This window comes from Streptomyces sp. NBC_00659 (assembly GCF_036226925.1).
Lineage (GTDB): Bacteria > Actinomycetota > Actinomycetes > Streptomycetales > Streptomycetaceae > Streptomyces.
Genome location: NZ_CP109031.1, coordinates 1,215,197 through 1,240,183 on the forward strand (window position 1 = coordinate 1,215,197; position 24,987 = coordinate 1,240,183).

General features: G+C 69.2%; 17 protein-coding genes and 2 pseudogenes. 9 read left to right on the top strand and 10 right to left on the bottom strand.

Translation table 11 applies throughout. The features are described 5' to 3' along the window. Positions 1–10 precede the first annotated feature (10 nt). Positions 11–844, top strand: a complete 834-nt coding sequence (locus OG410_RS05110) for a fumarylacetoacetate hydrolase family protein (protein WP_329298021.1) — start codon at positions 11–13, stop codon at positions 842–844. A 137-nt stretch (positions 845–981) separates the two neighbouring features. Here the strand turns inward: OG410_RS05110 and OG410_RS05115 are convergent, their stop codons facing one another. Beyond that, on the bottom strand, positions 982–1,920 hold the full coding sequence (locus OG410_RS05115) for an alpha/beta hydrolase (protein ID WP_329298022.1): 939 nt from the start codon (positions 1,918–1,920) through the stop codon (positions 982–984). A gap of 152 nt (positions 1,921–2,072) precedes the next feature. Between OG410_RS05115 and OG410_RS05120 the strand changes: the two genes are divergently transcribed. From OG410_RS05120 to OG410_RS05130, 3 genes are all read left to right on the top strand, one after another. Then, entirely contained in the window at positions 2,073–4,100 is a 2,028-nt protein-coding gene (locus OG410_RS05120; RefSeq protein WP_329298023.1) for an AfsR/SARP family transcriptional regulator, read from the top strand. 447 nt (positions 4,101–4,547) lie between these two features. Beyond that, positions 4,548–4,973 carry a hypothetical protein gene (locus OG410_RS05125; RefSeq protein WP_329298024.1) on the top strand — a complete coding sequence of 142 codons (426 nt, stop codon included), beginning with the start codon at positions 4,548–4,550 and terminating at the stop codon, positions 4,971–4,973. Continuing rightward, a complete protein-coding gene (locus tag OG410_RS05130) occupies positions 4,973–7,123 on the top strand; it encodes an NB-ARC domain-containing protein (protein WP_329298025.1) in 2,151 nt (716 codons plus the stop codon). The genes OG410_RS05125 and OG410_RS05130 overlap by 1 nt, the downstream gene beginning before the upstream one ends. A gap of 343 nt (positions 7,124–7,466) precedes the next feature. On the opposite strand, the gene OG410_RS05135 is transcribed toward OG410_RS05130, so the two are convergent. From OG410_RS05135 to OG410_RS05150, 4 genes are all read right to left on the bottom strand, one after another. Continuing rightward, entirely contained in the window at positions 7,467–8,603 is a 1,137-nt protein-coding gene (locus OG410_RS05135) for an FAD-dependent oxidoreductase (protein ID WP_329298026.1), read from the bottom strand. A 224-nt stretch (positions 8,604–8,827) separates the two neighbouring features. Continuing rightward, positions 8,828–9,571, bottom strand: a complete 744-nt coding sequence (locus OG410_RS05140) for a hypothetical protein (protein ID WP_329298027.1) — start codon at positions 9,569–9,571, stop codon at positions 8,828–8,830. A gap of 13 nt (positions 9,572–9,584) precedes the next feature. Next, the gene (locus OG410_RS05145) at positions 9,585–14,168 is read right to left on the bottom strand and encodes a DUF6531 domain-containing protein (protein ID WP_329298028.1); all 4,584 of its coding nucleotides are present in this window, start codon (positions 14,166–14,168) and stop codon (positions 9,585–9,587) included. 598 nt (positions 14,169–14,766) lie between these two features. Continuing rightward, entirely contained in the window at positions 14,767–15,495 is a 729-nt protein-coding gene (locus OG410_RS05150; RefSeq protein ID WP_329298029.1) for a MerR family transcriptional regulator, read from the bottom strand. Positions 15,496–15,549: 54 nt separating this feature from the next. Between OG410_RS05150 and OG410_RS05155 the strand changes: the two genes are divergently transcribed. From OG410_RS05155 to OG410_RS05170, 4 genes and pseudogenes are all read left to right on the top strand, one after another. Continuing rightward, the gene (locus OG410_RS05155) at positions 15,550–15,837 is read left to right on the top strand and encodes a hypothetical protein (RefSeq protein WP_329298030.1); all 288 of its coding nucleotides are present in this window, start codon (positions 15,550–15,552) and stop codon (positions 15,835–15,837) included. 198 nt (positions 15,838–16,035) lie between these two features. Then, a complete protein-coding gene (locus OG410_RS05160; protein WP_443063692.1) occupies positions 16,036–17,487 on the top strand; it encodes an NF041680 family putative transposase in 1,452 nt (483 codons plus the stop codon). 172 nt (positions 17,488–17,659) lie between these two features. Beyond that, entirely contained in the window at positions 17,660–18,331 is a 672-nt protein-coding gene (locus OG410_RS05165; RefSeq protein ID WP_329298031.1) for an SMI1/KNR4 family protein, read from the top strand. 569 nt (positions 18,332–18,900) lie between these two features. After that, positions 18,901–19,254 (top strand): annotated as a pseudogene (locus OG410_RS05170) (SAV_915 family protein); the annotation flags it as partial. Here the strand turns inward: OG410_RS05170 and OG410_RS05175 are convergent. From OG410_RS05175 to kdpF, 5 genes and pseudogenes are all read right to left on the bottom strand, one after another. Beyond that, positions 19,199–19,336 (bottom strand): annotated as a pseudogene (locus OG410_RS05175) (DNA-binding response regulator); the annotation flags it as partial. The pseudogenes OG410_RS05170 and OG410_RS05175 overlap by 56 nt on opposite strands. Before the next feature lie 124 nt (positions 19,337–19,460). Beyond that, the gene (locus tag OG410_RS05180; protein WP_329298032.1) at positions 19,461–20,129 is read right to left on the bottom strand and encodes a potassium-transporting ATPase subunit C; all 669 of its coding nucleotides are present in this window, start codon (positions 20,127–20,129) and stop codon (positions 19,461–19,463) included. 5 nt (positions 20,130–20,134) lie between these two features. After that, positions 20,135–22,264, bottom strand: a complete 2,130-nt coding sequence (gene kdpB, locus OG410_RS05185; RefSeq protein WP_329298033.1) for a potassium-transporting ATPase subunit KdpB — start codon at positions 22,262–22,264, stop codon at positions 20,135–20,137. Beyond that, the gene (gene kdpA, locus OG410_RS05190) at positions 22,261–23,925 is read right to left on the bottom strand and encodes a potassium-transporting ATPase subunit KdpA (protein WP_329298034.1); all 1,665 of its coding nucleotides are present in this window, start codon (positions 23,923–23,925) and stop codon (positions 22,261–22,263) included. Before kdpA ends, kdpB begins: the two co-directional genes overlap by 4 nt. Before the next feature lie 8 nt (positions 23,926–23,933). Then, positions 23,934–24,023, bottom strand: a complete 90-nt coding sequence (gene kdpF / locus OG410_RS05195; protein WP_055544543.1) for a K(+)-transporting ATPase subunit F — start codon at positions 24,021–24,023, stop codon at positions 23,934–23,936. Positions 24,024–24,415: 392 nt separating this feature from the next. On the opposite strand from kdpF, the gene OG410_RS05200 reads away from it, so the two are divergent. Beyond that, positions 24,416–24,973, top strand: coding sequence for a hypothetical protein (locus OG410_RS05200; RefSeq protein WP_329298035.1), 558 nt, complete (start codon positions 24,416–24,418; stop codon positions 24,971–24,973). Positions 24,974–24,987 lie beyond the last annotated feature (14 nt).

Below are 24,987 nucleotides of genomic sequence, written 5' to 3' on the forward strand. Positions count from 1 at the left end.
GGCGGAGCAGATGCGCATAGCCACCCTCGCCAACCGGGCCGTCCTGCTCACCGAGGACGGCGCGGTCGACATCGCCGACGCCTCTTCGGGACGCTTCGGCCCGGACCCCATGGACGTCCTGACCGACTGGACGGAGTTCCGGGCCTGGGCCGAGAGCGCCGCGCTGCCCGCGGCGAACCCGTACCGGACCGCCGATCTGGACGCGCCGGTCCCGCGGCCGCGCCAGGTCTTCGCGGTGGCGCTGAACTATCGTCCGCACGCCACCGAAGCCGGCCACGTCCCGCCCGAAGTCCCGCTTCTCTTCACCAAGTTCCCCAGCTGCATCGTCGGCCCGGCCGCGGAGGTCGAACTGCCCAAGGGCAACGTCGACTGGGAGCTAGAGATGGTCGCCGTCATCGGCGCATCCTGCCATCGGGTGCCCGCGAGCGAAGGCTGGGAGGCCGTGGCCGGACTCACCGTGGGGCAGGACCTCTCCGAACGAGTCCTCCAACTCACCGGCAAACCGCCGCAGTTCTCGCTGGGCAAGTCGTATCCGGGCTTCGGCCCGACCGGTCCGGCGCTGGTGACCCCCGACGAGCTGCCGGACCGGGACGACATCGCGATCGAGTGCCTGCTGAACGGCGAGAGCGTCCAGGCGGCACGCACCAGCGAGATGATCTTCTCCGTTCCGCAGTTGGTGGAGTTCATCAGTGGGGTCTGCCCGCTCTACCCCGGCGACCTGATCTTCACCGGGACCCCGGCCGGGGTGGGCAACCGTCGCGTTCCGCAGCGGTTCCTCGGCCCCGACGACGTCCTGGTCAGCCGGATCGACGGCTTGGGCGAGATGCGCCAGACGTTCCGGTGAACGCGGCCCGCGCCGGCCGCCGCCCAGGAGGGCGGGCGCGGGTCCGCTCCGTCATGACCCGGCGCGGCACGGCCGCGTGATCGCCCACGGTCCTGCCGTCGGGCGCCTCGACGCCACGCTGGTCACCTGCACTCCCCCTAGCGCGGACCGCACCAGCCCGTCGGCGGAAGGAGAGAGGGACCGACGGGCTTTGCCCAGCGGTCGGTGAGCGCCCGAATCTCCTCGGCGATCAGCTTGGGGTCCTCCTCGGCCATGAAGTGGCCGCAGGAGACCGTCCGGTGCCGGAGGTCGTCGGTCCAGGCGCTCCACAGGCCCTGGGCGTGGTAGCCGAGGGCGGCTCCCCAGTCCTGCTGGAGGACGGTCACCGGCATGGCCAGCTTGTTGCCCGTGTCGCGGTCGGCGGTGTCGTGGTCCACGTCCACGCCGGCCGAGGCACGGTAGTCGGCGACGATGGAGGGGACGGCCGCCGCGGAAGCCGCGAGGTAATGGGCGCGGACGTCGGCGGGGATCGCGTCCGGGTCGTTCGTCCAGGCATCGAGGAAGTAGGCGAAGAAGGTGTCGGCGGCCCCCTGGATCATCTCCTCGGGCAGGCCGGGAGCCTGTGCCATCAGGTACAGGTGGAAACCGATCGCGGCGGAGACCCCGTGCAGGGCGTCCCACATGTCGAGGGTGGGCAGGACGTCGAGGAAGAGGGCGCCGGAGACGGTGTCCGGGTGGTCCATCGCGGCGCGGAAGGCGACCAGGGCACCGCGGTCGTGACCGGCCAGAAGGAACCGGTCGTGCCCCAGCTCGGCGGCGAGGCGCACGACGTCCCGGGCCATGGTCCGCTTGGAGTACACCTCGGGGACGGTCTCGGCGGGCTTGTCGCTGGCGCCGTATCCGCGAAGGTCGGGGCAGATCACCGTGTGGTCGGTGGCGAGATCCGCGGCGACGTGTCGCCACATCACGTGGGTCTGCGGAAAGCCGTGCAGCAGAACGACCGGCGCACCCGCGCCGCCGACGGCGGCGCTCAGCGTGACGCCGTCGTCGACTCGTACGCGGTGCTCGGTGAAACCGGGGATGCTCGGGGTTGTCACGGCGACTCCTGTGGTTCGTGGCAGAGTGGACGTTCCGGAACCGCGGCCCGGTTGTCCGGGGACGTCACCCAGGTTGCGGCCCCCGGATCAGCGATCGATGAGTGAACACACGGCACCTGCCGGAGACGGCGCCGCCCGCGAAAGGACCGGCCGTGGGCGTGGAGTTCGGACTGCTGGGACCCGTCGCGGCCTGGGACGGCGACGGCTCGGTCCTCCCGCTCGGGGCACCCCGCCACCGGGAGGTTCTCGGGCGGCTGCTGATCGCACGGGGCCGGGTGGTGCCGGTCGGCCGCCTCGTGGCGGACCTGTGGGAGGCCGAGCCCGCGGCGGGTACGGTCGGCGCGGTCCGCACCTTCGTGGCGGCGCTGCGCCGCGCCCTGGAACCCGGCCGCCCTCCCCGGCAGCCCTCCCGCCTGCTGGTCACCGACGGCCCCGGCTACGCCCTGCGCACCGGTCGTGAGGCGGTCGACGCCTGGCGGTTCGAGGACACCGCCGCCCGGGCGGCCGAGACACCGCCCCACGCGGCCGTCGCCCTGTGGGACGAGGCCCTCGCCCTGTGGCGAGGGCCGGTGCTGGCCGATTTCCCCGCCGCCGCGTGGGCCGCCGCCGAACAGGCCCGGCTGGAGGCGCTCCGCCTCGACGCGGTCGAGCGGCGTGCCGACGCCCTGTTGGCCACCGGCGCCGCCCGCGATGCCGTCGCCGACCTGCGGGCCCATGTCGCCGCCCATCCGGGGCGGGAGGACGGCTGGGTCCTGCTGGCCACCGCGCTCGACCGTGCCGGAAGGCACGGTGAGTCGCTGAAGACCCTGGGCCTCGCTCGCTCCGCCCTCGCCGGAGCGAGCGGTCGATACGACACCGGGGGTGCCCTGGCCCGCGCCGAGGCCCTCATCCTCGGCGGCACCGCCGGCTCCGCGACCGAACCCGGCGGAATGACCGACAGCGTCTGGAACCGGGCCGCGGCCTCGTGGGACCGCTCGGTGCCCGCCCGGTCCCGGGCCCGGCTGCACGCCACCGCAGGCCTGCTGCGCGACCTCGCGGTGACCGGCGCCGACGGCCTTGAGGAAGCACGCCGGCACCGACGGGATCTGGTCACGGCGGCCGAGACGACCGGCGACACGGAACTGGCCGCCAGGATCATCGGCTCCTACGACGTCCCGGCGGCGTGGACCCGCGCCGACGACCCCGACGGCGCCGGCGAACTGTCCCGGGCCGCCGCTCGGGCCGCCTCCCGGCTCGGCCCCGAAGGCCCCGCCGCGCTGCGTGCCCGGCTCCTGTCCGTCGTGGCGGTCGAGTCACGGGGCGACGCCGCCGCCGACGCCCCTCTTCCCCGGGCGGCCGGCGACCCGGCCGTCGAGCCGTGGCGGCAGCGCGCCGAACGCGCCGCCGAGGAGGCCGTCCGGCTCGCTCGGCGCCTGGGAGACCCCGCTGTCCTGGCGTTCGCCCTCAACGGCGCCTTCATGCAGTCGTTCGCCGGCTGCGGATCGGCCCGCCGCAGGGACGTCCTCGGCGGTGAACTGACCCGGCTGGCCGTCGTCCACCAACTTCCCGGGCACGAAGTCCTGGGCCGCATCGTCCGCCTCCAGGCACTCGCCGGCCTCGGCGACCTCGCGGAGGCGGACACCGAGGCGGAGGAGATCGACCGGCTCGCCCACCGCAACGAACGGCCACTGGCCAAGGTGTTCACGTCCTGGTACCGGGCCCTGCGCACCTGCGAGGCCGAAGGCTGGACGGCGGCCCGTCCCCGGTACACACAGGTCCTGGCACAGACCGCCGACTGCGGCATGCCCGGCCTCACCCGGGGCGCGGGCGCGCTGGTCGCTCTGGTTCCGGTCATGCGGGCCGGTGCCCTTCCGGACCCCGACGACTTCGCCCGTCTCGACGCCGGTCCCTATCAACCGTGGCTGACCCCGCTGCTGTTGGCCGCCTCCGGTGCCGAGGAAGAGGCCCGGCAGGCTCTCACCGTCGTACCCCGGCCTCCGCACGACCTCCTTCAGGAGGCACTGTGGTGCCTCCTCGCCCGCGCGGCGGCGGCCGTCGGGCACGGGCCGGTCCTGCGCCGGGCCCGCGACGAGCTGTCCACCGCCGTCGGAGAGTGGGCCGGTGCCGGGAGCGGCCTGGTCTCGTTCGGGCCGGTCGAACACCACGTCAGGGAAGCCGAAAGAGCCCTGGGAGACGGTTGACCGACCCGTCGCATGGCTCGGCATCCGCGCACCGGACGGCCGACGCCGCCAACTGAAAACCTGGTCACAATGCTGTGACCGGGCTTGATGGCCGATGCCAGGCGGCCTTCTCAACCCGCGCTGATGCCAAGTGGCCTCAGCTCCTGAATGCACGAAATCAGAGAGATAGTTGGCACTTCGGCGCCCGTACCAGCGAGGGCTTCGATGATCCCGTGGTGTCGTGCGACGGTCCGACCGTGAGTTGACTCGGGTAGAGCCGACGGGGTCCAGAGCAGCCGTCCGAGCAGGTCAATGAGGACCTGAATGTTCATGTCGTAGCGTTTACGCTTCCCGAAAGCACTGCGAGGTATCGACGCCTGGGTGCCGACAAGGACGACAAATGCCTTCGCCCGGATCGAATTGCGCAACCCGGCCCCAGACCCCCTTGTCGTCCCCCAGGATGCTGCCATGACACTCAAGCCGTGGGCATGGGCCGGACTCGGTATCAGTGCGGTCGGCTGGGCTGCAGCATTGGTCGCGATGGCCTTCATCGATCTTGGGAAGGCCGATCAGACGGCAAGTGTGACAGGTGGTTCCCTGGGGACGATCGGCTTCGCGCTCGCCCTCATGGCCCAGTTCAGCGGCTCGTCCGATTTGCCCACCACCTCCACCCGACCGCCCACCGTCGACGCCTCGGGCGCGGGTGCCATCGCGGCCGGCGGGAACATCGGCACGGCCTCGACCGGCGGCACGACGCCGCCCACCTCCCCGCCTCAGAGCCCGCCCACCCCACCGACCTCGGGAACGTCCGGCTCCCGCGGGAGTGTCACCGCGTCCGGCCGGGGCTCCATTGCGGCGGGCGGCGATATCCGCTCGGCGAGTACAGGGAATTGATGGACGCGGACAGCGAGCGTCAGGCGGGGGCGGCCGACGAGTCGCCCGGCGACACCCAGCCGAGGTGGGGCGTCTGGGCATCGGGCGAAGGATCGATCGCAGCCGGAGGGTCGATCGGTCTGGCGATCGCAGGCGATTACGCGGCCCCGATGTTCGTCAACCTCACAACCCCTCTGCCGGCTCCCGGAGCGTACGAACTCCCTGCCGACAAGGCCCCCACTGCCAACCTGCCGCACAATCCATACCTGTTCGTCGGACGGCAGCGTGAACTCGCAGCGCTGGATGCGACATTCAAAGACAACGGCTGTTTCGTCGTCCACGGCCTCGGAGGCATCGGTAAGTCAGCACTGGCCGCGCACTGGGCGGCGAGTCGTACCAATACGTTCGACCTTGTCTGGTGGATCACCGGGGACACGCTGGCTGACCTCAACGAGGGCTTGGCCGATCTCGCTGTCGCATTCCAGCCCGCCCTCAGCGACCATCTGTCCCGCAAGGCGTTGTGCGACCTCGCCGTGCAGTGGCTGTGCAGGCATGAGGGCTGGCTGCTGGTCTTGGACAACGTCACGGATCCGGCCGATGTGAAACCACTGCTGGCGCGCGCCACAAACGGGCGGTTCCTGATCACGACTCGGCGGGCGGGCGGGTGGAACGGGATCTCCAAGACGCTATCGCTGAACGTCTTGGACTTGCCGAAAGCCGTCAAACTGTTCGAGGGCGTCCACCAGCAATCGGCGCAGGGGAGATCGCTCCCCGATCCGTCGGCCAACGAGGCAGATGTCCGCGCGCTATGCGGTGAACTGGGCTGTCTTCCGCTTGCGGTGGGCCAGGCGGCGGCGTATTGCCGGGAGTCGGAAATCTCCCCTGGACGGTATCGGGAGCAGTTGACTGCCCACCCCGAGCAACTACTGGCTGTGGCACCGGAAGGCGGACGTACCGTTGCCCTGGTCTGGCGAGTGACGTTGGACCGCCTCGCGGATACCCCGCTCGCTGCGGAGATCTTGCGGGTGATTGCCTGGTGGGCACCGGACCATATCCACCGCTCGTATCTGACTCCCCTTGCCAGCGCGCCTGAGGTCACCGAGGCGATACGGCGACTGGCGGCACACAGCATGATCACCTTGCGCGGAGAGGAGATCTCAGTGCACCGACTGGTTCAGGCGGTCGCACGGACCAGTAGTCCGGAGGACCCACACCGTTCGCCGGAGGAGGTGACGGCGGGACGCGAGACGGCGGCCGCACTGCTGAGCACACAGGTGAAGGACAGCGCCTGGGCCATGCAGACGAGCTGGTTCAGTCACGCGGAGACGTTCCTCGGACATTCCGATCCTGACACGGAACAGAGTGTGCTGCTCTTGTGCCATACCCAGCGATGGCGCCGGATCTTCCTTGAGGACGGCGGTATCGACGAGGTCGAACACGTACTGGCTGTCGCTAAACGAATTTGTGGTCGCCGCCACACGACCACACTGCTCGCGAGATACTACGTGGCTGAGCACCACCTGGAACTGGGAAACTGGCTTGTCGCACGTGACCTGCTGATCAGGAACCTGTTCGTCACCGCCTGGATGTTCGAGCGCAACCACCCCGAGCGGATCATGGCCAGTGCCCGGCTGGCGCGTCCGGCTTTCGAGAGCGGCAAGTTCTGGGCCGCAGTTGAAATGACGGACCGGGCGAATCGCAGGGCCGAGCGGTCTCTCGGCCCTGACCACGAGACGACCGTGAAACTTGGTTTCTGGGCGGCCCAGAACAAGCTGATGCTCGCCCTACGGTTCCCCAATCTATATACCGAGCGAGCGATCGACGAGGTTGAGCAACAGATCGGCCGCCACGATCTCGCCGGCGATGCCGCCGCGGGGTTGATTTTCAGTCTCGTGGAGTTCCATGTGCGGACCGGGGACCCCGCGCGGGCAATCCGTACGGTGGAGATGTTCGCGCCGAAGCTGGCCAGGAGCCATGGTGAGCTGCATGTGTCGACACTGAGCCTCCGCTGCCTCCAGGTGGAATTGCTGATAGCGAGCGGAAGGGACGACAGCGCCAAGACCCTGCTCGCCCCCCTCCGCAACGATTGGGAGCAGCTGCTCCAGGACACCAGGATTCCCGCCTCGCTGCGTACGAGACTGGACGAAATTCTCTGTACCCTCAGCCCGTGAAGTCCTGCTGGTGCTTCTCGCCGCGCACCGCCCAATCCAGCGTTGGAGCTCAATTTTCGGCTTCTGCTGCGCAAACGCGGTTTCGGAAACGTCTGGCGCACTGAACGTGCGCCAAGGCCACCAGAGCCAGAGAGCTGCCGAGTTTGCCCCCGGCGAGCAATTAATGGGGGCTGCACGTCGGAAACCCGGAACAGCTTTCGTTGTGATCTACGCGGCAAGGGCGGTGGATCGGCCGACGCTGAGAGAGACCTCCTAACGGGTACGCGCGGATGCAGTGACGTGGTTCGACCGGGGACTCCGGCATCGATCTTGATGCCAGCTATCCCCCTTCTCCGGGGACTGCTCAGTGACTCGTGGGACGCGGGCGTCCGAGCGCGAACCGGCTCGGTCCGGGCTCTCCGCGTACCAGCGCGGCCGCCAGCTCGCCGATGACCGACGCGAACTTGAAGCCGTGCCCGGAGAACCCTCCCAGCACGGTGACCGAGCCCTGCCGGTCGATGACGAAGTCATGGTCGGGGGTGGTGGTGTACAGGCAGGTCACGGCCTCGGGCGCGGTGTGGTCCACGCCGGGGAGCCAGCGCTCGGCGTACGCCGCCAGCTCTTGCAGGATCGCGGCGTCCGGGGTGCGGTCGCGCCGGTCGGGGTCGACGACCGGGCCGACACCGTGGAAGCCCGCCTTGACGCCGTCGGTGCTGCCGAGTCCGTACACCCCGTCCGCGGTGAGGCCGTCCATGGGCAGCGCGGCGCCCGGGTGGTGAATGTAGCTGGGCCAGGTGAGCGCGTCCGCCGCGGGGAAGTGCGCGGGCTGCTCCTGGGTGACACGCAGCACCGGCACGCCGCCGACCAGCGGAGCGGTACCGCCGCCCAGCATTCCGGGCGCCCAGCCGCCGACCGCGACCACGACCGCATCGGCGCGCAGTTCCTCCTCCGTGTCCGTGACCACCCGGACCTCGGCGTCGCCGTGCACCGACAGCCCGGTCACCCGGACGCCGTGCCGGACCTCCGCGCCGTGCGCCCGCGCCGCCTGCTGGAAGGCGGTGACCGCCTCGTCGGCGTGCAGGCGTCCGGCCTCCGGGTGGAAGACCGCACCGGTGTCGGCGCGCAGCCCCGGCCAGCGCTCGGCGACCTCCTCCGGGGCCAGCCGCTCGGCAGGGTGTCCGGCGACGGTCAGCGCCTCGTACAGTGCCTCGGTCGTGGCGGCCGGGCCGTGGTCGACGGCTCCGGTGAGGGTGAGCACCTGCCGTCCCGTCTCCTGTTCCAGCCGCCGCCACAGCGGCAGCGACCGCACGGCGAGACCGACGTAGAAGGGGTCCGTGTAGGCCAGCCGGAAGATCCGCGAGGTGCCGTGCGAGCTGCCCCGGTCGTGGCCGGGCGGGAAGCGCTCCAGCAGGGTGACGCTGTCACCCTGGGCGGCAAGCCGCCACGCGGCGGACGAGCCCATGACCCCGCCACCGATGACGACGACTCGACGAGAAGACACGATGCTCGATCCTTTGGTGAACGATCCGGACCGGCCGGACGACCGGACGACCCGAGGTTTTCCGGTGTGACCTGCAACTTTTCTATCAGCCGTCAGTCAGGAGCGAACCGGCAGGCTCGCCGCCGCCCGCCCCCTGTGCCCGTCGACACGCTCGACCGTGCGGCAGCGAGAGGCGCATTCCAACTGGGCCGCCGGCGAAGGGAATGCGTTCTTTTCGGCACGGCCTACTCGGTCAACCGGCTCTGCGCGAACAACAGGAGGTCGTCGCCCCCGATCTCGCGGGGCCGGCCGTCCGGTGTCTCCCATTCCGCGATGAACCACGCTCCGTGCCACTCGACCCGCCACACCTTGCCGTGGCGGTTCTCGAACTCGACGAAGCTGCCCTCACCGCCCTCCATCAGCCGGAGCTCCTCCAGCAGGCGCTTCGGTTCGGTAAGGCCGCGTCCGGGGTTGTCGCTCCGGCCCCGGGTGCGCGTATTGGTGTAGCGCATCTTGAGAAAGGGGAGAGGCTCGCGGTCGAAGTTGTTCATCTTGAGCATGCGGTACCGGGAGACGGCCTCTTCGAGGGTCTCGTCTCCGGAGAACTCGCAGGAATGGGCGGGAAACGTCAGGCGGACGTACGGAGTGAGGTCGGGATTCTCGACCCGGTAGAAGCCGTGCACCTGCGGCCCCACCCCCGCGACCACGTCGAACCGCCTTCCCCCGGGCGCCGCGAATCCGCCGGCCGTGCCCAGATGGGGATGGCCCGCGAAGATGTCCTCCTCGTGCTCCCGCGCGAACTCCAGTGTGGCGACGGCCAGTTCCTGGTCGTACGAGTTGCGGGCACTGAGCTGGAGCAGCCGCCGGCCGTCCGTGGAGAGCGCGCCCGCGAAGTCGATCCCCGGAGCGGGTGACCAGTGCCAGGCGTCCGCCGGGCCGGGAAGCGGCTCCACATTGCGGAAGCCGCTCACTACGGCACGGATGTCCATGATTCCTCCACGATCAGGTGCATGAGTAGCCCTCTCCGACTTCCTGGATGTAGGTGTCCGTCATACGGCCACCGCCGCGTGAGTTCTCGCTCCAGTCCATCGGTTCCAGATGATCCGTGTTGTTGTAGAAGCCGTTGCGCGCCGCCCTGTCACTGAAGCGTCCCTCGCGGTTCCAGTGCTGGACCACCGGGTCCAGATGCTCGTAGGTCACCGTCCGGTTGAAGGGCTTCGGGTTCTCGGCGGTCGGGTCCCAGATCAGCTCGTCGTTGCCGTTGCGCCAGGTGAGCTGATCGCGCGGGACTCGCACATCGTTCGCGTCACGCGGTACTCCTCCGAGCGCCCGGCCCTCGTCGGTGTAGTTCTCGACCATGTAGTCGTGGGTGGATGTCCGGTATTCGGAAGGGTACTGATTGTCGCGCGTGTACTCGCGCTCACCCTCCGGGAGGGCCGGGTCCCGCCCGAACCGCATGCCGTTGTTCGGGTCCTGCCAGGACAGGCCCAGCGGGTCGATCCACCGGTAGGGATTGGGCACGTAGGCGCTGTCGTTGGGGCCGGCGGCCAGGCCGAGCGGGTCCGGGCTGGTGTACTGCGCCGTCGCGGGGTCGTAGTGGCGCTCGTAGTTGTAGTGCCACCCGGTCTCCCGGTCGGCGTACTGGCCGGGGAAGCGCAGGAGGCACTCGATCTCCCCGGTGCCGGCGCCCTGGAACCGCTCGGGGAGGCGCTCCCCCCACAGGGTCGTGCGGGGCTGCCAGGCCACCTCACCGTCGGCGGAGACCAGCTCGGACGGCGCGCCCGACAGGTCGGTGACGATGGCGTGGAAGCGCGCATCCCGGCCGGCGCCGGGCCGGTCGAGCTGGGCCACCGGCTGGTGGCCGCCCGGGCGGTAGTCCCACGACGTGGCCCGGCCGGCGCGGGTGACCTGCTCGATGAGCCTCGTACCGTCCCAGGAGAAGCGGATCTCGTCGGCGACGGCTCCCCCGTCGTCAAGTCGCTGCTTCGCCACGCGCCGCCCGACGGAGTCGTACAGGTACGTCCAGCGCTCGCCGTCCCGGGTCGTCGTCCCGGTCAGTCTGTTGCGGCTGTTCCACGTGTACGTCTGCGTCCGCTGCTGCCCGTTGAGGAGGCGCAGCACGGAGCGCACGACGCGGCCCTCGCCGTCCCGCTCGTACCGGGTGCGGCCGCGGTGCGTGATCCGGTCGCCGGCGTGGGTGTGGTCCGCATCCGTGGCGTCCGTCCCCGGGAGCGCGGCGCGGCTGACGTTGCCCGCCTCGTCGTACCGGTAGCGCTCGGTCCAGCCTCGTCCGTCGACCGCCGTGACGCGGCCCCGCGGATCGAGGCCGAACCGCTTCTCTCCCCCGGTGAGTTCCTCGATGCCGGTCGGGATGCCGTCGGGCCGGTAGGTGTACTCACGCCGCTGGAGGAGCGTGTCCGCGGAACCGCGGACCAGGTGCTGGGCGCCGAGCCGGCCCGCGGTGTCCCAGGACTGGTCGAGCGTGACGCCGCCGGGCAGCCCCCGCTCGGTCTCCCGCCCGCAGGCGTCGAACCCGAACGTGATGCGGTGTCCGTCGGTGTCGAGCGCGGTGGGACGACCGGCGCCGTCGTACGTCCAGGTGGACTCGATGCCCGTGGGGGTGCGCCGCAGGACGCGGCGCCCCAGGGAGTCGTACGCGTATCGGGTGGTCCTGCCGTCGATGCTCTCGGACAGCAGCAGGCCGAGCTCGTTGTACTCCCGCTCGACGGTGACCTCCGGGCCGCTCTCCCGCACCACACGCCCGGCCGCGTCGTAGGCGTAGCGGATCGAGAGGCCGTCGTGCCGCATCTCGGTGAGCCGGCCGAGTACGTCACGGCCGAACTCCACCATCTCGCCGACGCCGTTTGTCCGGGACGCGAGCGTGCCCATGGCGTCCAGCCGGTAGGCGAGGGTCCGGCCAGTGAAGTCGCTCTCCTCGATCAGCCGATTCACCGCGTCGTACGTGTACTGCCAGGACCGCTCGTGCGGATCCGTGACGCTCAGCAGGTTCAGCTCGGTGTCGTAGCCGAACGAGAGGGTGGTGCCGTCGCTCGTCGTCCGCGCCGCGACCTGACCGAAGGGTCCGACCGTGAAGGAGGTGACGTGTCCGGCCCGGTCGGTCTGGGCGAGCAGATTCCCCTCCGCGTCCCACTCCCAGGTCTCCCGGTGCCCGTCGGGACCCCGACGCCACACGGTCCGGCCCTCGACCGTCGTTTCCAGGCGTGTGGTGCGGCCGAGCGGGTCGGTGACGCCGGACACCCTGCCGAAGTCGTCGCGTTCGATCGTGGTCACCGCGCCCTGGACGTCGGTGAACTCCACGGGCAGCCCCGCGCCGTCGCAGCGGGCTCGGCTCGTCCGGCCGGCCGGGTCCGTGGCGGCGACCAGGCCGCCGTGCTCGTCGTAGGCGTACCGGGTCTCCAGACCGGTCGGGCCGATCGTGGCGACATGGTCGGCGCCTTCGTAGACGTTCCGCCAGACCGCTCCGCCCGGAGTGACCGCCCGCACCAGCCGGTGCAGCTCGTCGTACGTCGCCTCGGCCGAGGTCCCGTCGGGACGGACGACGGCGGTGACGTTGCCGGCGGCGTCGTGCCGGTAGCGGACGGTCCCGCCGAGCGGGTCGGTCTGGGAGACCAGGCGGTCGAACCGGTCCCATTCGGCGGTCACCGACTCGCCGAGGGCGTTCGTCGTGGAGACGAGCTGGAGCCGCTCGTTGTGGCGGTACGTCGTGCTGCGGCCGAGGGAGTCGGTGTACCGCGTGGTGCGTTCCTCCTCGTCATAGGCGATGACGCAGTTCAGTACGGAGTCCACGCCGGTGCCCCTGACGACCCGGTCGAAGGTGTCGTACTCGTAGCGGTACCAGTCCCCGGTGCGGTCGGTCCAGGAGGTGATCCGGTCGTCGCCGTCGTAGGTCAACCTGTACGGCAGGCCACTGGAGTTGTAGATCTCGGTGAGGTTTCCGTCCTTGTAGCCGTATCGCACCAGGGGGGTCGGCTCACCATCGGAGCGGCGAAGCCCGAGCCCCGTCACGCGCGCGCCGTCCGCCTCGACGATCACGTGGTAGCCGCCGGAGTGCCGCATGGCGGTCGGGGTGCCGGAGGCGTCATAGTCGAAGTCGACACGGTTCCCGTTGCGGTCCGAGACGGCCGTGACGGGAAGCGTGAAGGCGGTGTCGTGCCGCTGGTTCCGGCCGACCGGGGCGAAGTGCCGGGTCAGACCCGTCCTCGGGTCGGTGACGTGCAGGGCGCCCGGCCGCTCGCGGTCCCAGGCCAGGGGCCACCGCGGGCCTTCCGCCGGCATGACGGCGTCCGCGCCGACCGGTACGGGATAGACCAGGATCATCCCGTCCTCTGTCGCGAACAGCACGCCCTCGTCGTCGAGTTCCAGGCGCTGGTCCAGCGTGGATGCCCACGAGGGCCCGAACCAGCGCCCCGAGCGGTAGGTCGAGACATGAGTTCGCGCCACACCCAGACGCAGCACTCCCTGGAGGAGGACATCCGTCTGCGTCATGAGCATCTCGCCGGAGACCATGTCGACGGGGTCGCCGTTCTTGCACCGGCCCTTGGCGGGCTTGCCGGCGGCCACCGCGTCGTCCGCGCCCCTGCGCAGCCCGTTCTTCAGGCCCTTGAGCATGCCTTTGAGGCCCAGCTTGCCCAGCGACCTGAGCCCCTTGGCGAGACCCCCGAGCGTGGTCAGGCCCTTCATGCCGGGTATGCAGTCCAGCGCGGCGAACGCCACATCCCACAGCGACGCCTGCCCCTTGGCGTACTTGCTCAAGGTGTCCGCGAGGACGACCAGTGCGGCGATCAGCACGATCGTCCCGAGAATCGGCCCACCGATGATCATCGCGATGATCCCCAGGACGGCGACAACCACTTTGCAGACGGCGACGATGGTGTCCCAGTTGTCGACGAACCAGTCCCCGACCTCCTCGTACCACTTACGGTTCCGGATCCCCGCGTCGGACGCATCATCGATCTTGCGCTTCGCCTCACCCGCCGCGTCCTCACGCATCTGACGGGCATCCGCGGCCATCTTCTTCGCCGCGTCCAACGCGCTCTGCGCCGACGTCACATCCGACTGCGCCGACGTGTGCGCGGCCTTGGCACTTTGCGCGTCCCGCGTCGCCGCACGCACCTTCGCCTCGTCCGGCTTCGGCACATCCTTGCCCGCGCCCTTGTCCTCCTTGTACTTGTCGGCTTCCTTGTTGGCGCGAGCAACCCACGAATCGGCCGACGAGAGACGGGACTTGGCGGAAGACAGATCGGCCCGGGCCTCCCGCCCGTCGGCCAGGGCCTTGTCCGCGAGGGCCTGCGCACGCTCCAGCTTCGGCCAGTACGCCGCCAGCGCGTCACCCGCCAGGTCGTACGACTTCTTCAGCTTCTTCAAATTCTTCGGCACACCCGAGAACTCGTCCCGGAACACCTCTGCGGTCCTGCCCGCCATCGTCAGGACAGCGTCTTCCTCCGCCATCCCCTTCACCAACCGCAACGCGTCCTGCACGTCATCGGCGAAGTCGTGCAGACTCCTGGCAAGCGACTTCACCCGAACCGGATCCCCCGGCGTCGGGTCCTTCTCCAGGTCCAGCACATGCCAATCCGTCGGCCGATACCCCGCCACCACGCAACCCCCGTCACGCCAACGCCGTCAACCACACATACGCACATGCGAAGTTACTCGGTACTGACGTTCGATGGGAAACTCGCGTGACGACCCCGGCCGAGCTCGCACTCGGGACGGCGGCCGCCTCGGGACGCATGCGCAAGCCGTGAAGCCAGATGTGACCAAGCCTGCTGGTTGGCACTTGGGCACGTTACTGACCTGCGGTGATGCCAACAAGAATCAATCAACTCCGCCTCGAAGCAGGCGATTTAGTTGGCACATTGGTACAAGGCACGGCTCGTGGAGGCCCTGTCGACTGGGCAAGGCAGGAAGTCGGGTTGGACCGCCTCGCCGGCGTGCCGACGCTGTGCTCGGGTTCCGTCGCCGGTGGGGCGTGCCCTCGGTCACCTGGCAACTGTCGGCTGTCCCGTCTCACGGAACACGAACTCGGGAATCTGCACAGCGTCAGTCAAGGACGGGCACGGGCCTCACCAGCGCCGGAGAAGGCAACGTTTGCCCTGTGGTTCGCGGCCCGCGCTGACTGATCTCCGCACGCAGCCGGAGCGGTGCGTGCGTACACGTCGAGTCACGCGTGCAGTTGTGCGCGGATGAGAGTGTCGAGTCGTTGCCACGCCGGCGACGAGGCGTTGACCGCGGCCTGGATGAGGGCGGGGATCTCGGAGGCGTCCAGCTCGGGCGGTTCGTCGGGTCCGTAGCGTTCCCGAGTCGCCTCGGCGATCCGTCGGGCGAGGTCGTCGATGCCGGGATCGTCGGCGTCGAGGTCGTGTGCGTGGTCGTAGTCGAGGAAGAGCTGCCGTAGCTCCGGGTCGGCCAGGGTCTCGGCTTGGTCGTGGAACAGGGTGGTCGCACGGTCCGGGTGGGTGGCGAACACGAGAATCCACAGGTCCCGTTGCAGGTCCACCCAGCGAGGGGTGAATCCCCAGTCGGCCAGGCGCTCCAGGTGGGCACCGACCTCGGTGGGCAGCGGTGCCAGACGCCCGGCGGCGAGCCGGCGCAGGCGCCCCTGTGTTGCCCGCAGGCCACGGATGCGGTCGCTGAGGTCGTCGTCGATCTCGCGCAGCGCCTGCTGGAACTCCTCGTCGTTCACTGATCTCAGGTCCCGGATACGGGCCAGGGGGACACCGGCTTCGGCGAGCGTCCGGATCTTGATCAGGTCGATGGCGTCGTTCGCGCCGTACCGCCGGTAGCCAGACGCATCGCGGTCGGGCTCGGGGAGCAGCCCCTTGTCGTGATAGACGCGGATGGTCTTGACCGACACTCCGACGTACGTGGCCAGCTGCCCGATGGTGATCACCTGGCCATCGTCCCACTTGACCCTTCCCCTGGGGCAGGGTTGCACCATGGGGGCATGGCGAACATGAATGTCGATCGGGACACCCTGCGCGACCTGGCCGATGAAGGCAACGAGATGGCGTTGGACCGGCTGGCCGACCTTGCCGACGCGTCCGGTGACCTCGGGGAACTGAGCGAGTTGCTGGACGAGGGATCCATGCACGCCGGGTTCCTGCTCACTCGACGCGCGGCCGCGACCGGCGACCTGCGCGAGCTGCAACGGATCTCCGACGCCGGGTACGACGAGGCCGGGAACGAGCTGAACCGGCTGCTGAAGGCACCGACCGGCGGGTACCGGGGCTGAGACATCCGACCGGCCGCCGCAAGCGGCCCTTCAAGCACCAGCCCAGCTGTCCTGTGGCCGCAGGCCAGGCGCCTCAGCTTGGCGTTTAACCTCGCCGGGTCACCTGACCTGCTGATCTTGGCCTTTTCGTGAGACAGCAGGACGGCCGTTCTTCACGCTTCGAGGTGTCGAGCAACGTCGCGTGAAGGAACGGCCGCTGTGAAGAGTCTGGCTTGTGCAGGTCCCGCTGACGCCGCGCTGAGCGTGCTGTCCCACTTTCGTGTCGAGTTCTACGACTGCCTTTACCGCCGTGCGGATGCGCTCTTCGAGTTGACCGACGCGGTGCTATGTGCGGATGGTCCGGTGACGTCGCTGGTCGAGCTGACGCTGACGGCCGAGCATCGGCGCGGGCACGGAGCGATGTACGACGCGGTCAACCACGGCTGGCTGGAACCGCGCCGCCTGCGGCGGCTGCTGGCCTCCACCCCGCTGCCGAGGGCGGCCGACGGGCGGATCGTCCTCGCGGTCGATGTGAGCAACTGGCTGCGGTCCGACGCACCGACCAGTCCGGACCGGCTCTTCTGCCACGTCTACGGGCGGGGCCGCAGCGCGGATCAGTTCGTCCCAGGCTGGCCCTACTCCTTCGTCGCCGCCCTGGAAACGGGACGCACCTCGTGGACCGCCGTGCTGGACGCTGTCCGTCTGGGCCCGGCCGACGACGCCACCGCGGTGACCGCCGCCCAGCTCCGCGCCGTCGTCGTCCGGCTCGTGCGGGCCGGGCAGTGGAGGCCCGGCGACGCGGACATCCTCGTCGTGATGGACTCCGGCTACGACGTCACCCGCCTCGCCTACGTCCTGGCGGACCTGCCCGTCGAGCTGGTCGGCCGCCTGCGCTCGGACCGGGTCATGCTCCGTGACGCAGGCCCCCGGCGTTCCACCCCGCGCGGCGGGCAGCCCCGCAAGCACGGCGGTGTCCTCACTTTCTCCAAACCGGACTCCTGGCACACTCCCGACCAGGCCACGACCTGCGACACCACCCGCTACGGCAAGACCGAAGTCCTCGCCTGGGACCGAATGCACCCGCGTCTGACAGCACGCGGGCCCTGGCTGGACCACTGTGGTGAACTTCCTTTGATCCACGGCACGTTGATTCGGCTGAAGGTCGATCACCTGCCCGGAGACCGCAACCCGAAACCGGTCTGGCTATGGTCCTCCAGGACCTCGATGACCGGTGCGAACGTCGACCTGCGCTGGCAGGCGTTCCTGCGCAGATTCGACCTGGAACACACCTTCCGGCTGTTCAAGCAGACCCTGGGCTGGACTGTCCCCAAGGTCCGCGACCCGCACACCGCCGACCTGTGGACCTGGCTGATCATCGCCGCCCACACCCAGCTCCGCCTCGCCCGGCCCCTCGCCGAGGACCTCCGCCGCCCCTGGGAACGGCCCGCCGAGCCCCGACGGCTCACCCCAGCCCGCGTCCGCCGCGGGTTCCGCCACCTCCGCGCGAAGACCGCCATTCCCGCAGGTGTGCCCAAACCCTCCAAGCCCGGCCCCGGCCGCCCACCCGGCTCGAAAAACCGCAGGCCAGCCCCACGACACGAACCCGGGAAGACCGTGAAACGAGCCGACACCCTCACCGAACACATCCGCTTGAAACAGCAGCGAGGATAAAGATCAAGCTCAGTGGCTGTTGCTCTACCGCTCTTGATGGTCGCGAGTTCGAGGCTGGCCACTCGGCCGGGTGCTCTCCCGGTCTTGCTGCGCTCGGCGGCGGCGCCTCCAGTCGCCGGTGTCGCCCACCCAGGCAGGCCGAGCGCCGGGGTCGCCGGTAGGGTCGGGCGCCATGACCGAATGGACCGGGGTGCGTGATCGGGTTCTGGCTCTGGCCACAGTGCCGGGCAGCGACAAGGTGTTCGGAGCGAGGGCGCACGGCTTTGCGCTCGATGCCACTCTGACCGCCGCCGAGGTGGCCGACCTCGAGGCGCGGCTGGACGTTGACCTGCCCGAGGACTATCGCTCGTTCCTACTGCGTGTCGGAGCCGGCGGGGCCGGCCCGGCTTACGGCATTCTCCCGGTGCGGCGCGCGGGTTCCGCAGGCTGGCACTGGGTCGGAGAGCTCCTTGAGGAGGTCGAGCCGGGCATGTTCGCCGAGCTGTTCCCGGGAGGGGCGGATCCGGAGGCAACGGTGGGGATCCTGGCTGAGCGACCGCTGGAGGAGGAGTTCGACGACCCCGCCGATCTCGACGCAGCCCTTGAGGCGTGGGAGGAGCGTTTGGGCGAGGTGCAGTACGATCCGCGCCGCACAGCCGGGGCGCTTTGCCTGTGTGATGAGGGCTGCGGGCTGATGGTCTGGCTGGTCGTCACCGGATCGGAACGCGGCCGAATGTGGCGTGACCCACGCTGCAACGGCACGGATCTTCATCCGATGCGCGACACCGACGGCCTTCCACTGGACTTCGCCAGTTGGTACCTCGGGTGGCTCACAACCGCCGAGGCTGCCTGCGGGTTGGACTGATAGCAAGAAGTCCGCTGCCGATCTTGAAAGCACGCGACTCGAGGCTGTCGCCCGATTGGGGTCTCGGGACGGCACCTCGGACCTCCACCAGAGCGACGACACGACATGTCACCACTGCCACCGGCCCGCCGACCCCATTCATGACCAGCGGAAACGCAGCTATCAAACCTGGAAAGACAACAACTTCTCAGTCCAACAGGCAGCGGTTGGGTACGGCGTCTCCCCGCGTGTACTCGCCGACATACGTCGCCAGAAGGACATCCCCTTCAGCTTGCCCTGCGTGACGTCCGGGTCGCTCACCTCGCACGCCCCTCACCTCCGGCGCTCCGTCCTCCTCGTCATCGGTCGGGCTGACAGGGGACGCGCCCCGCGGTTGCGCCCCGAAGCCTCCGCCACTGCACCGACCAGGCATCTCCGCCTCCGTCAGCATCGCGTTATGGGTGCGGGGCTTGCCGTCAAGCATCCGTCAGCGAGGGGCCCCGACCCCGGTGGGGCGGGCATAGCTTCATCGCAGCGCCCGGCCGATCCGGACCGGGCGGCGCACGTCGCCTTCCGCGAGGAGCAACACCATGTCTCCAGTCGAGTACTCCGAGGACCCCGAGCCCTCTGAACCCTTCCCGGCCGGACTTCTCTTCGTCCCTGTCCGGTCGGGGCCAGCGGGCTGTACGGCCCGGTTCTTCCGCACTCCGCTGGGCGGCCGTACGGCCGTCGGCTTCACCTCGGTCGCGAGGCTGACCGCCACACTCGGCCCGGACCAGACCTCCATCCGGCTCTCCGAACCAGCACTGCGCGCCCTCGCCGCACCTCTGGGCGTCACCGCCCTCACCGTCGACCCGCAGTTCTCCGCCCCCACGACCGACCGCACCGCGGCTTCCGGGATGCGGCGATGCGCAGGGCGGTGGTGCCGTCGGAGGCCGCGTCCACGCCGTACTTGCGGGCCTGCAGGTTGATCACGAGGGCCCGGACGAGCTGAGGGTCGTCCTCCACCACCAGTACCCGGGTCATCGGTGTGTGCCTTCTCTGTGGGACGGAGGGCCGGATCCTGTGGAACCGGTTTCGTGAACGCGGGAGTCGACGAGCCGGGGTGTCTTCCCCGGTCGCCAACTCCCGCGCGGTGTGCGTAAGGCCATCAGCTCTTCGCCACGAGTTCCTTGAGCGCGATGTTGAGGTCGAGGACGTTGACGCGGGGTTCGCCGATGAAGCCGAGGGTCCGGCCGTCGGTGTGCTCGTCGACCAGCTTCCGCACCTGGGCGACGAGCAGGTGGTTCTTCTCGGCGACCCGGTGGACCTGGATGTCCGCGTATTCCGGGGAGATGTCGGGGTCGAGGCCGGAGCCGGAGGAGGTGACCGCCTCGGCGGGCACGTCCGCGGGCTTGACCGTGTAGCCGGGGACCGAGTTGTCCTTGACGACGGCGGCCTTGGCGTCCTTGACCCACTTGATCAGGTCGGCGTTGTCACCGGACCGGTTGGTGGCGCCGGACAGGATCAGCTTGTACTGGGTGTTGACGCTGTTGGTCCCCAGACCGTTCTGCGGACGGCCCTGGAACCACTTCAGGTCCGGCTCCGGGGTCTCCTGACCCTTCTTCAGCGGCAGGTTGTACGCCTGCCCGATGAGCGAGGAGCCGACCACCTTGCCGTCCGCCTTGATCTCCGAGCCGTTCGCTTTGCCGGGGAAGATCCCTTGGGCGATACCGGTGACGGCGAGCGGATACAGCACACCGCACACGACGGTCAGGACGAGCAGGGCGCGCAGGCCGGCCCAGAGCAACCGGGCCGTGTTGCTTACCGAGTTGTTCATGAGGATCAGCCGATTCCGGGGATGAGGGAGATGAGCAGGTCGATGATCTTGATGCCGATGAACGGGGCGACGAGGCCGCCGAGTCCGTAGATCCCGAGGTTGCGCCGCAGCAGCTTGTCGGCGCTGACCGGGCGGTACTGCACGCCCCGCAGGGCGAGCGGCACCAGCGCGATGATGATCAGCGCGTTGAAGATGACGGCCGAGAGGATCGCGGAGTCGGGCGAGGACAGGTGCATGATGTTCAGCTTGTCCAGGCCCGGGTAGACGGCGGCGAACAGCGCCGGGATGATCGCGAAGTACTTGGCGACGTCGTTGGCGATGGAGAATGTCGTCAACGCGCCCCGGGTGATCAGCAGTTGCTTGCCGATCTCGACGATCTCGATGAGTTTGGTGGGGTTGGAGTCCAGGTCCACCATGTTCCCGGCCTCCTTGGCGGCCGAGGTTCCGGTGTTCATGGCCACGCCGACGTCGGCCTGGGCCAGCGCGGGGGCGTCGTTGGTGCCGTCGCCGGTCATCGCGACGAGCTTGCCGCCGGCCTGTTCCCGCTTGATGAGCGCCATCTTGTCCTCAGGAGTTGCCTCCGCGAGGAAGTCGTCGACGCCCGCCTCCTCGGCGATCGCCTTGGCGGTCAGCGGGTTGTCGCCCGTGATCATGATGGTCTTGATGCCCATGCGGCGCAGCTCGTCGAACCGCTCGCGCATGCCGTCCTTGACGACGTCCTTGAGATGGATGACCCCCAGGATCCGGGCTCCCTGCTCGTCCTCGACGGCGACCAGCAGCGGGGTGCCGCCCGCCTCGGAGATCCGGTTGGCCAGGGTGTCGGCGTCCGCGGACACCTCACCGCCCTGTTCCTTGACCCAGGTGATGACCGAACCGGCCGCGCCCTTGCGAATCCTGCGGCCGTCGACGTCCACACCCGACATGCGGGTCTGGGCGGTGAAGGCGATCCACTCGGCGCCTGCGAGTTCACCCTGGTGGCGCTCGCGCAACCCGTACTTCTCCTTCGCCAGGACGACGATCGAGCGACCCTCGGGTGTCTCGTCGGCCAGCGAGGAGAGCTGGGCGGCGTCAGCGACCTCGGCCTCGGTCGTCCCCGCCACCGGCACGAACTCCGACGCCTGTCGGTTGCCCAACGTAATGGTGCCGGTCTTGTCCAGCAGCAGCGTAGAGACGTCACCGGCGGCCTCGACCGCCCGTCCGGACATCGCGAGCACGTTGCGCTGCACCAGCCGGTCCATGCCGGCGATGCCGATCGCGGAGAGCAGGGCGCCGATGGTGGTCGGGATCAGGCAGACCAGCAGGGCCACCAGCACGACCATCGTGAGGTGGGTGCCGGCGTAGTCCGCGAACGGCGGCAGGGTGGCCACCGCGAGCAGGAAGACGATCGTCAGCGAGGCGAGCAGGATGTTCAGCGCGATCTCGTTGGGTGTCTTCTGCCGGGCCGCGCCCTCGACCAGGGCGATCATCCGGTCGATGAAGGTCTCGCCGGGCTTCGTCGTGATCTTGACGACGATCCGGTCGGAGAGGACCTTCGTACCGCCGGTGACCGCGGACCGGTCGCCGCCGGACTCCCGGATCACCGGGGCGGACTCACCGGTGATGGCCGACTCGTCGACGGACGCGACACCCTCGACGACGTCACCGTCGCCGGGGATGATGTCGCCCGCCTCGCAGACGACCAGGTCACCGATCTTCAGCTCGGTGCCGGGCACGTGCTCCTCGCGGTCACCCACCAGACGTCGGGCCACCGTGTCGGTCTTGGCCTTGCGCAGGGTGTCCGCCTGCGCCTTGCCGCGCCCTTCGGCCACCGCCTCCGCCAGGTTGGCGAAGACGACGGTGAGCCACAGCCAGGCACTGATCGCCCAGCCGAACCAGTCACCCGGGTCCTTGAAGGAGAATACCGTCGTCAGCACGGAGCCGACCAGGACGACGAACATCACGGGCGACTTGACCATCACCCGCGGGTCCAGCTTGCGGAACGCGTCCGGCAGCGACCTGATCAGCTGCCTAGGGTCGAACAGACCCGCGCCGACCTTTCCTTCGTCCTTGTGGCCGGTCGGCACATCGCTGTGCGGCGCCCGAGTGGGAGTAGTCGTGGACACAGCGTCCTCTTGGTTGTCTATGCGAGTGGTCATGACGCCAGCCCCTCGGCCAGCGGGCCCAGCGCGAGGGCCGGGAAGTAGGTCAGACCGGTGATGATCAGGACCGCGCCCACCAGCAGACCGGTGAACAGCGGCTTCTCGGTCCGCAGGGTGCCCGCGGTTGCCGGGACCGGCTTCTGCTCGGCGAGCGAACCCGCCAGCGCCAGGACGAACACCATCGGCAGGAATCGGCCGAGCAGCATGACCAGACCGATCGTGCTGTTGAACCACTGCGTGTCCGCGTTCAGGCCCGCGAACGCCGAACCGTTGTTGTTGGCACCCGAGGTGTAGGCGTAGAGGATCTCGGAGAATCCGTGCGCGCCGCTGTTGGTCATCGAGTTGCCCGGGGTCGGCAGGGCCATCGCCGCCGCGGTGAAGATCAGCACCAGTGCCGGGGTGATCAGGATGTAGCAGGCCGCGAACTTGATCTCGCGGGTGCCGATCTTCTTGCCCAGGTACTCCGGTGTACGCCCGACCATCAGACCGGCGATGAACACCGCGATGATCGCCATGATGAGCATGCCGTAGAGGCCGGATCCGGTGCCGCCGGGCGCGATCTCGCCGAGCTGCATGCCCAGCATGGTGATACCGCCGCCGAGACCGGTGAAGGAGGAGTGGAAGGAGTCCACCGCTCCGGTCGAGGTCAGGGTGGTCGCGACCGCGAAGATCGACGAGGCGCCGACGCCGAAGCGCGTCTCCTTGCCCTCCATCGCCCCGCCAGCAATATCGAAGGCCGGACCGTGGTGGTGGAACTCGGTCGCCATCATCAGCGCGGTGAAACCGATCCAGATGGTGACCATCGTGGCGAGGATCGCGTACCCCTGCTTCACCGAGCCGACCATCACGCCGAAAGTGCGGGTCAGCGCGAACGGGATCACCAGGATCAGGAAGATCTCGAAGAGGTTCGAGAACGGGGTGGGGTTCTCGAAGGGGTGGGCGGAGTTGGCGTTGAAGTAGCCGCCGCCGTTGGTACCGATCTCCTTGATCGCCTCCTGCGAGGCGACCGCGCCGCCGTTCCACTGCTGCGAACCGCCGAAGAACTGGCCCACCGAGTGGATGCCGGCAAAGTTCTGGATCGCCCCGCACGCCACCAGGACGACCGCGGCGACCACCGACAGCGGCAGCAGGATACGGACCGTGCCACGCACCAGGTCGGACCAGAAGTTGCCCAGCTCACCGGTCCGCGATCGGGCGAAGCCACGGACGAGAGCCACCGCCACCGCCATGCCGACGGCCGCGGAGACGAAGTTCTGCACGGCCAGACCGGCGGTCTGCACGACGTGGCCCATGGCCTGCTCGCCGTAGTACGACTGCCAGTTGGTGTTCGTCACGAACGACGCGGCGGTGTTGAACGCCTGGTCCGGGTCGATGGCCGTAAAGCCGAGCGAGCCGGGCAGATGGCCCTGCACCCGCTGGAGGAGGTAGAGGAAGAGGACGCTGACGGCGGAGAAGGCGAGGACACCGCGCAGGTACGCGGGCCAGCGCATCTGCGCATTGGGGTTGGCACCGATGCCCTTGTAGATCCACTTCTCGACACGCAGGTGCTTGTCGGAGGAGTAGACCCTGGCCATGTAGTCGCCGAGGGGACGGTAGGCGAGGGCCAGTGCCGCTATCAGAGCCAGCAGCTGGAGCACGCCGGCGAGAACGGGACTCATATCGAGGCTCAGAACCTCTCCGGGAAGACAAGGGCGAGGACGAGATAGCCCAGCAGGGCGACGGCCACGATCAGGCCGACAATGTTCTCGGCGGTCACAGCTTCGTCACCCCCTTGGCGACGAGCGCCACCAGCGCGAACACCGCGATCGTGGTGACGACGAAGGCCAGGTCGGCCATCGTGAGCTCCTAGAAGAGGTTCGGATCGAACGGACGATTAGAGGTAACCGTCTCTCTGGCCGAATTCGAGCGTCGTTGACGGCTCCCATACGGAGGCTCGGACACCTTTGACGGAACTCTTACGACCGGGTCATCCATCTGCCGGAAACGCTCGCCCATCCGCATGAGACGTCGACGGTCGGCGCCGTCGAGGTGCGGGAATCCCTTTCCGGCAGCCCCTGCCACGCCCTGGCGTCAAGAGCGAGCAGGGTGCCCATCAGAGTCGCGTCAAGGCAGGCGGTTCCGGCTTCCCGGGTCTCTACCTTCGGCAGCATGGAACGCCACCACGACGCGCGACACGACGCGGTCCACACTCCTCCAGAGCCGCCCGCGGAAGTGGCGTACGACCGCCGCTGGGCAGGGGATCTTCACAGCTCGATCCGCTGCGCAGCCGTACTCGTCGTCCTTCTCCTGCTGATCGACTGGGGCGCGGGCACTTTCAGCCCCCCGCGCGGCGCTCTGTGGGCCGGGCTCGGCGTGCTCCTGTTCCTGGTGCTGTACCCGCCCAGGGTCAGCGTGGGCAAGGGCTGGCTGGCCTCACGCGGACTGCTGCGGAAGCGGCGGGTACGCACCGACCTGCTGGTGTCGGTGCGCTGTCTGGACGGCGTCTCGCAGCGGCTGGTCCTGCGGGACGCGTCCGGTGCGCGGGTCGAGATCAACCCCCAGGTACTGGTGAACAACCCCGAACTTTGGCACCGCCTGGAGGAGGACGCCCAGAAGTCGGCGGCGTCCGGAACACTCATGTGTGGGGCGACCGCGTTGCGCCGGGTCTCGGAGCGGATCGACCGCGAGACCGCCCTGACCGTCTTCAAGGTCTCCGGCCTGGACTGAGCCCACGCTCCGTC

Coding starts and splice junctions, on each gene's coding strand:
- OG410_RS05165 (WP_329298031.1), top strand. CDS start 17,660: ATGACCGAATGGACCGGGGTGCGTGATCGGGTTCTGGCTCTGGCCACA.
- OG410_RS05180 (WP_329298032.1), bottom strand. CDS start 20,129: ATGAACAACTCGGTAAGCAACACGGCCCGGTTGCTCTGGGCCGGCCTG.
- OG410_RS05125 (WP_329298024.1), top strand. CDS start 4,548: ATGACACTCAAGCCGTGGGCATGGGCCGGACTCGGTATCAGTGCGGTC.
- OG410_RS05140 (WP_329298027.1), bottom strand. CDS start 9,571: ATGGACATCCGTGCCGTAGTGAGCGGCTTCCGCAATGTGGAGCCGCTT.
- OG410_RS05110 (WP_329298021.1), top strand. CDS start 11: ATGCGCATAGCCACCCTCGCCAACCGGGCCGTCCTGCTCACCGAGGAC.
- OG410_RS05130 (WP_329298025.1), top strand. CDS start 4,973: ATGGACGCGGACAGCGAGCGTCAGGCGGGGGCGGCCGACGAGTCGCCC.
- OG410_RS05200 (WP_329298035.1), top strand. CDS start 24,416: ATGGAACGCCACCACGACGCGCGACACGACGCGGTCCACACTCCTCCA.
- kdpB (WP_329298033.1), bottom strand. CDS start 22,264: ATGACCACTCGCATAGACAACCAAGAGGACGCTGTGTCCACGACTACT.
- OG410_RS05155 (WP_329298030.1), top strand. CDS start 15,550: ATGGCGAACATGAATGTCGATCGGGACACCCTGCGCGACCTGGCCGAT.
- kdpA (WP_329298034.1), bottom strand. CDS start 23,925: ATGAGTCCCGTTCTCGCCGGCGTGCTCCAGCTGCTGGCTCTGATAGCG.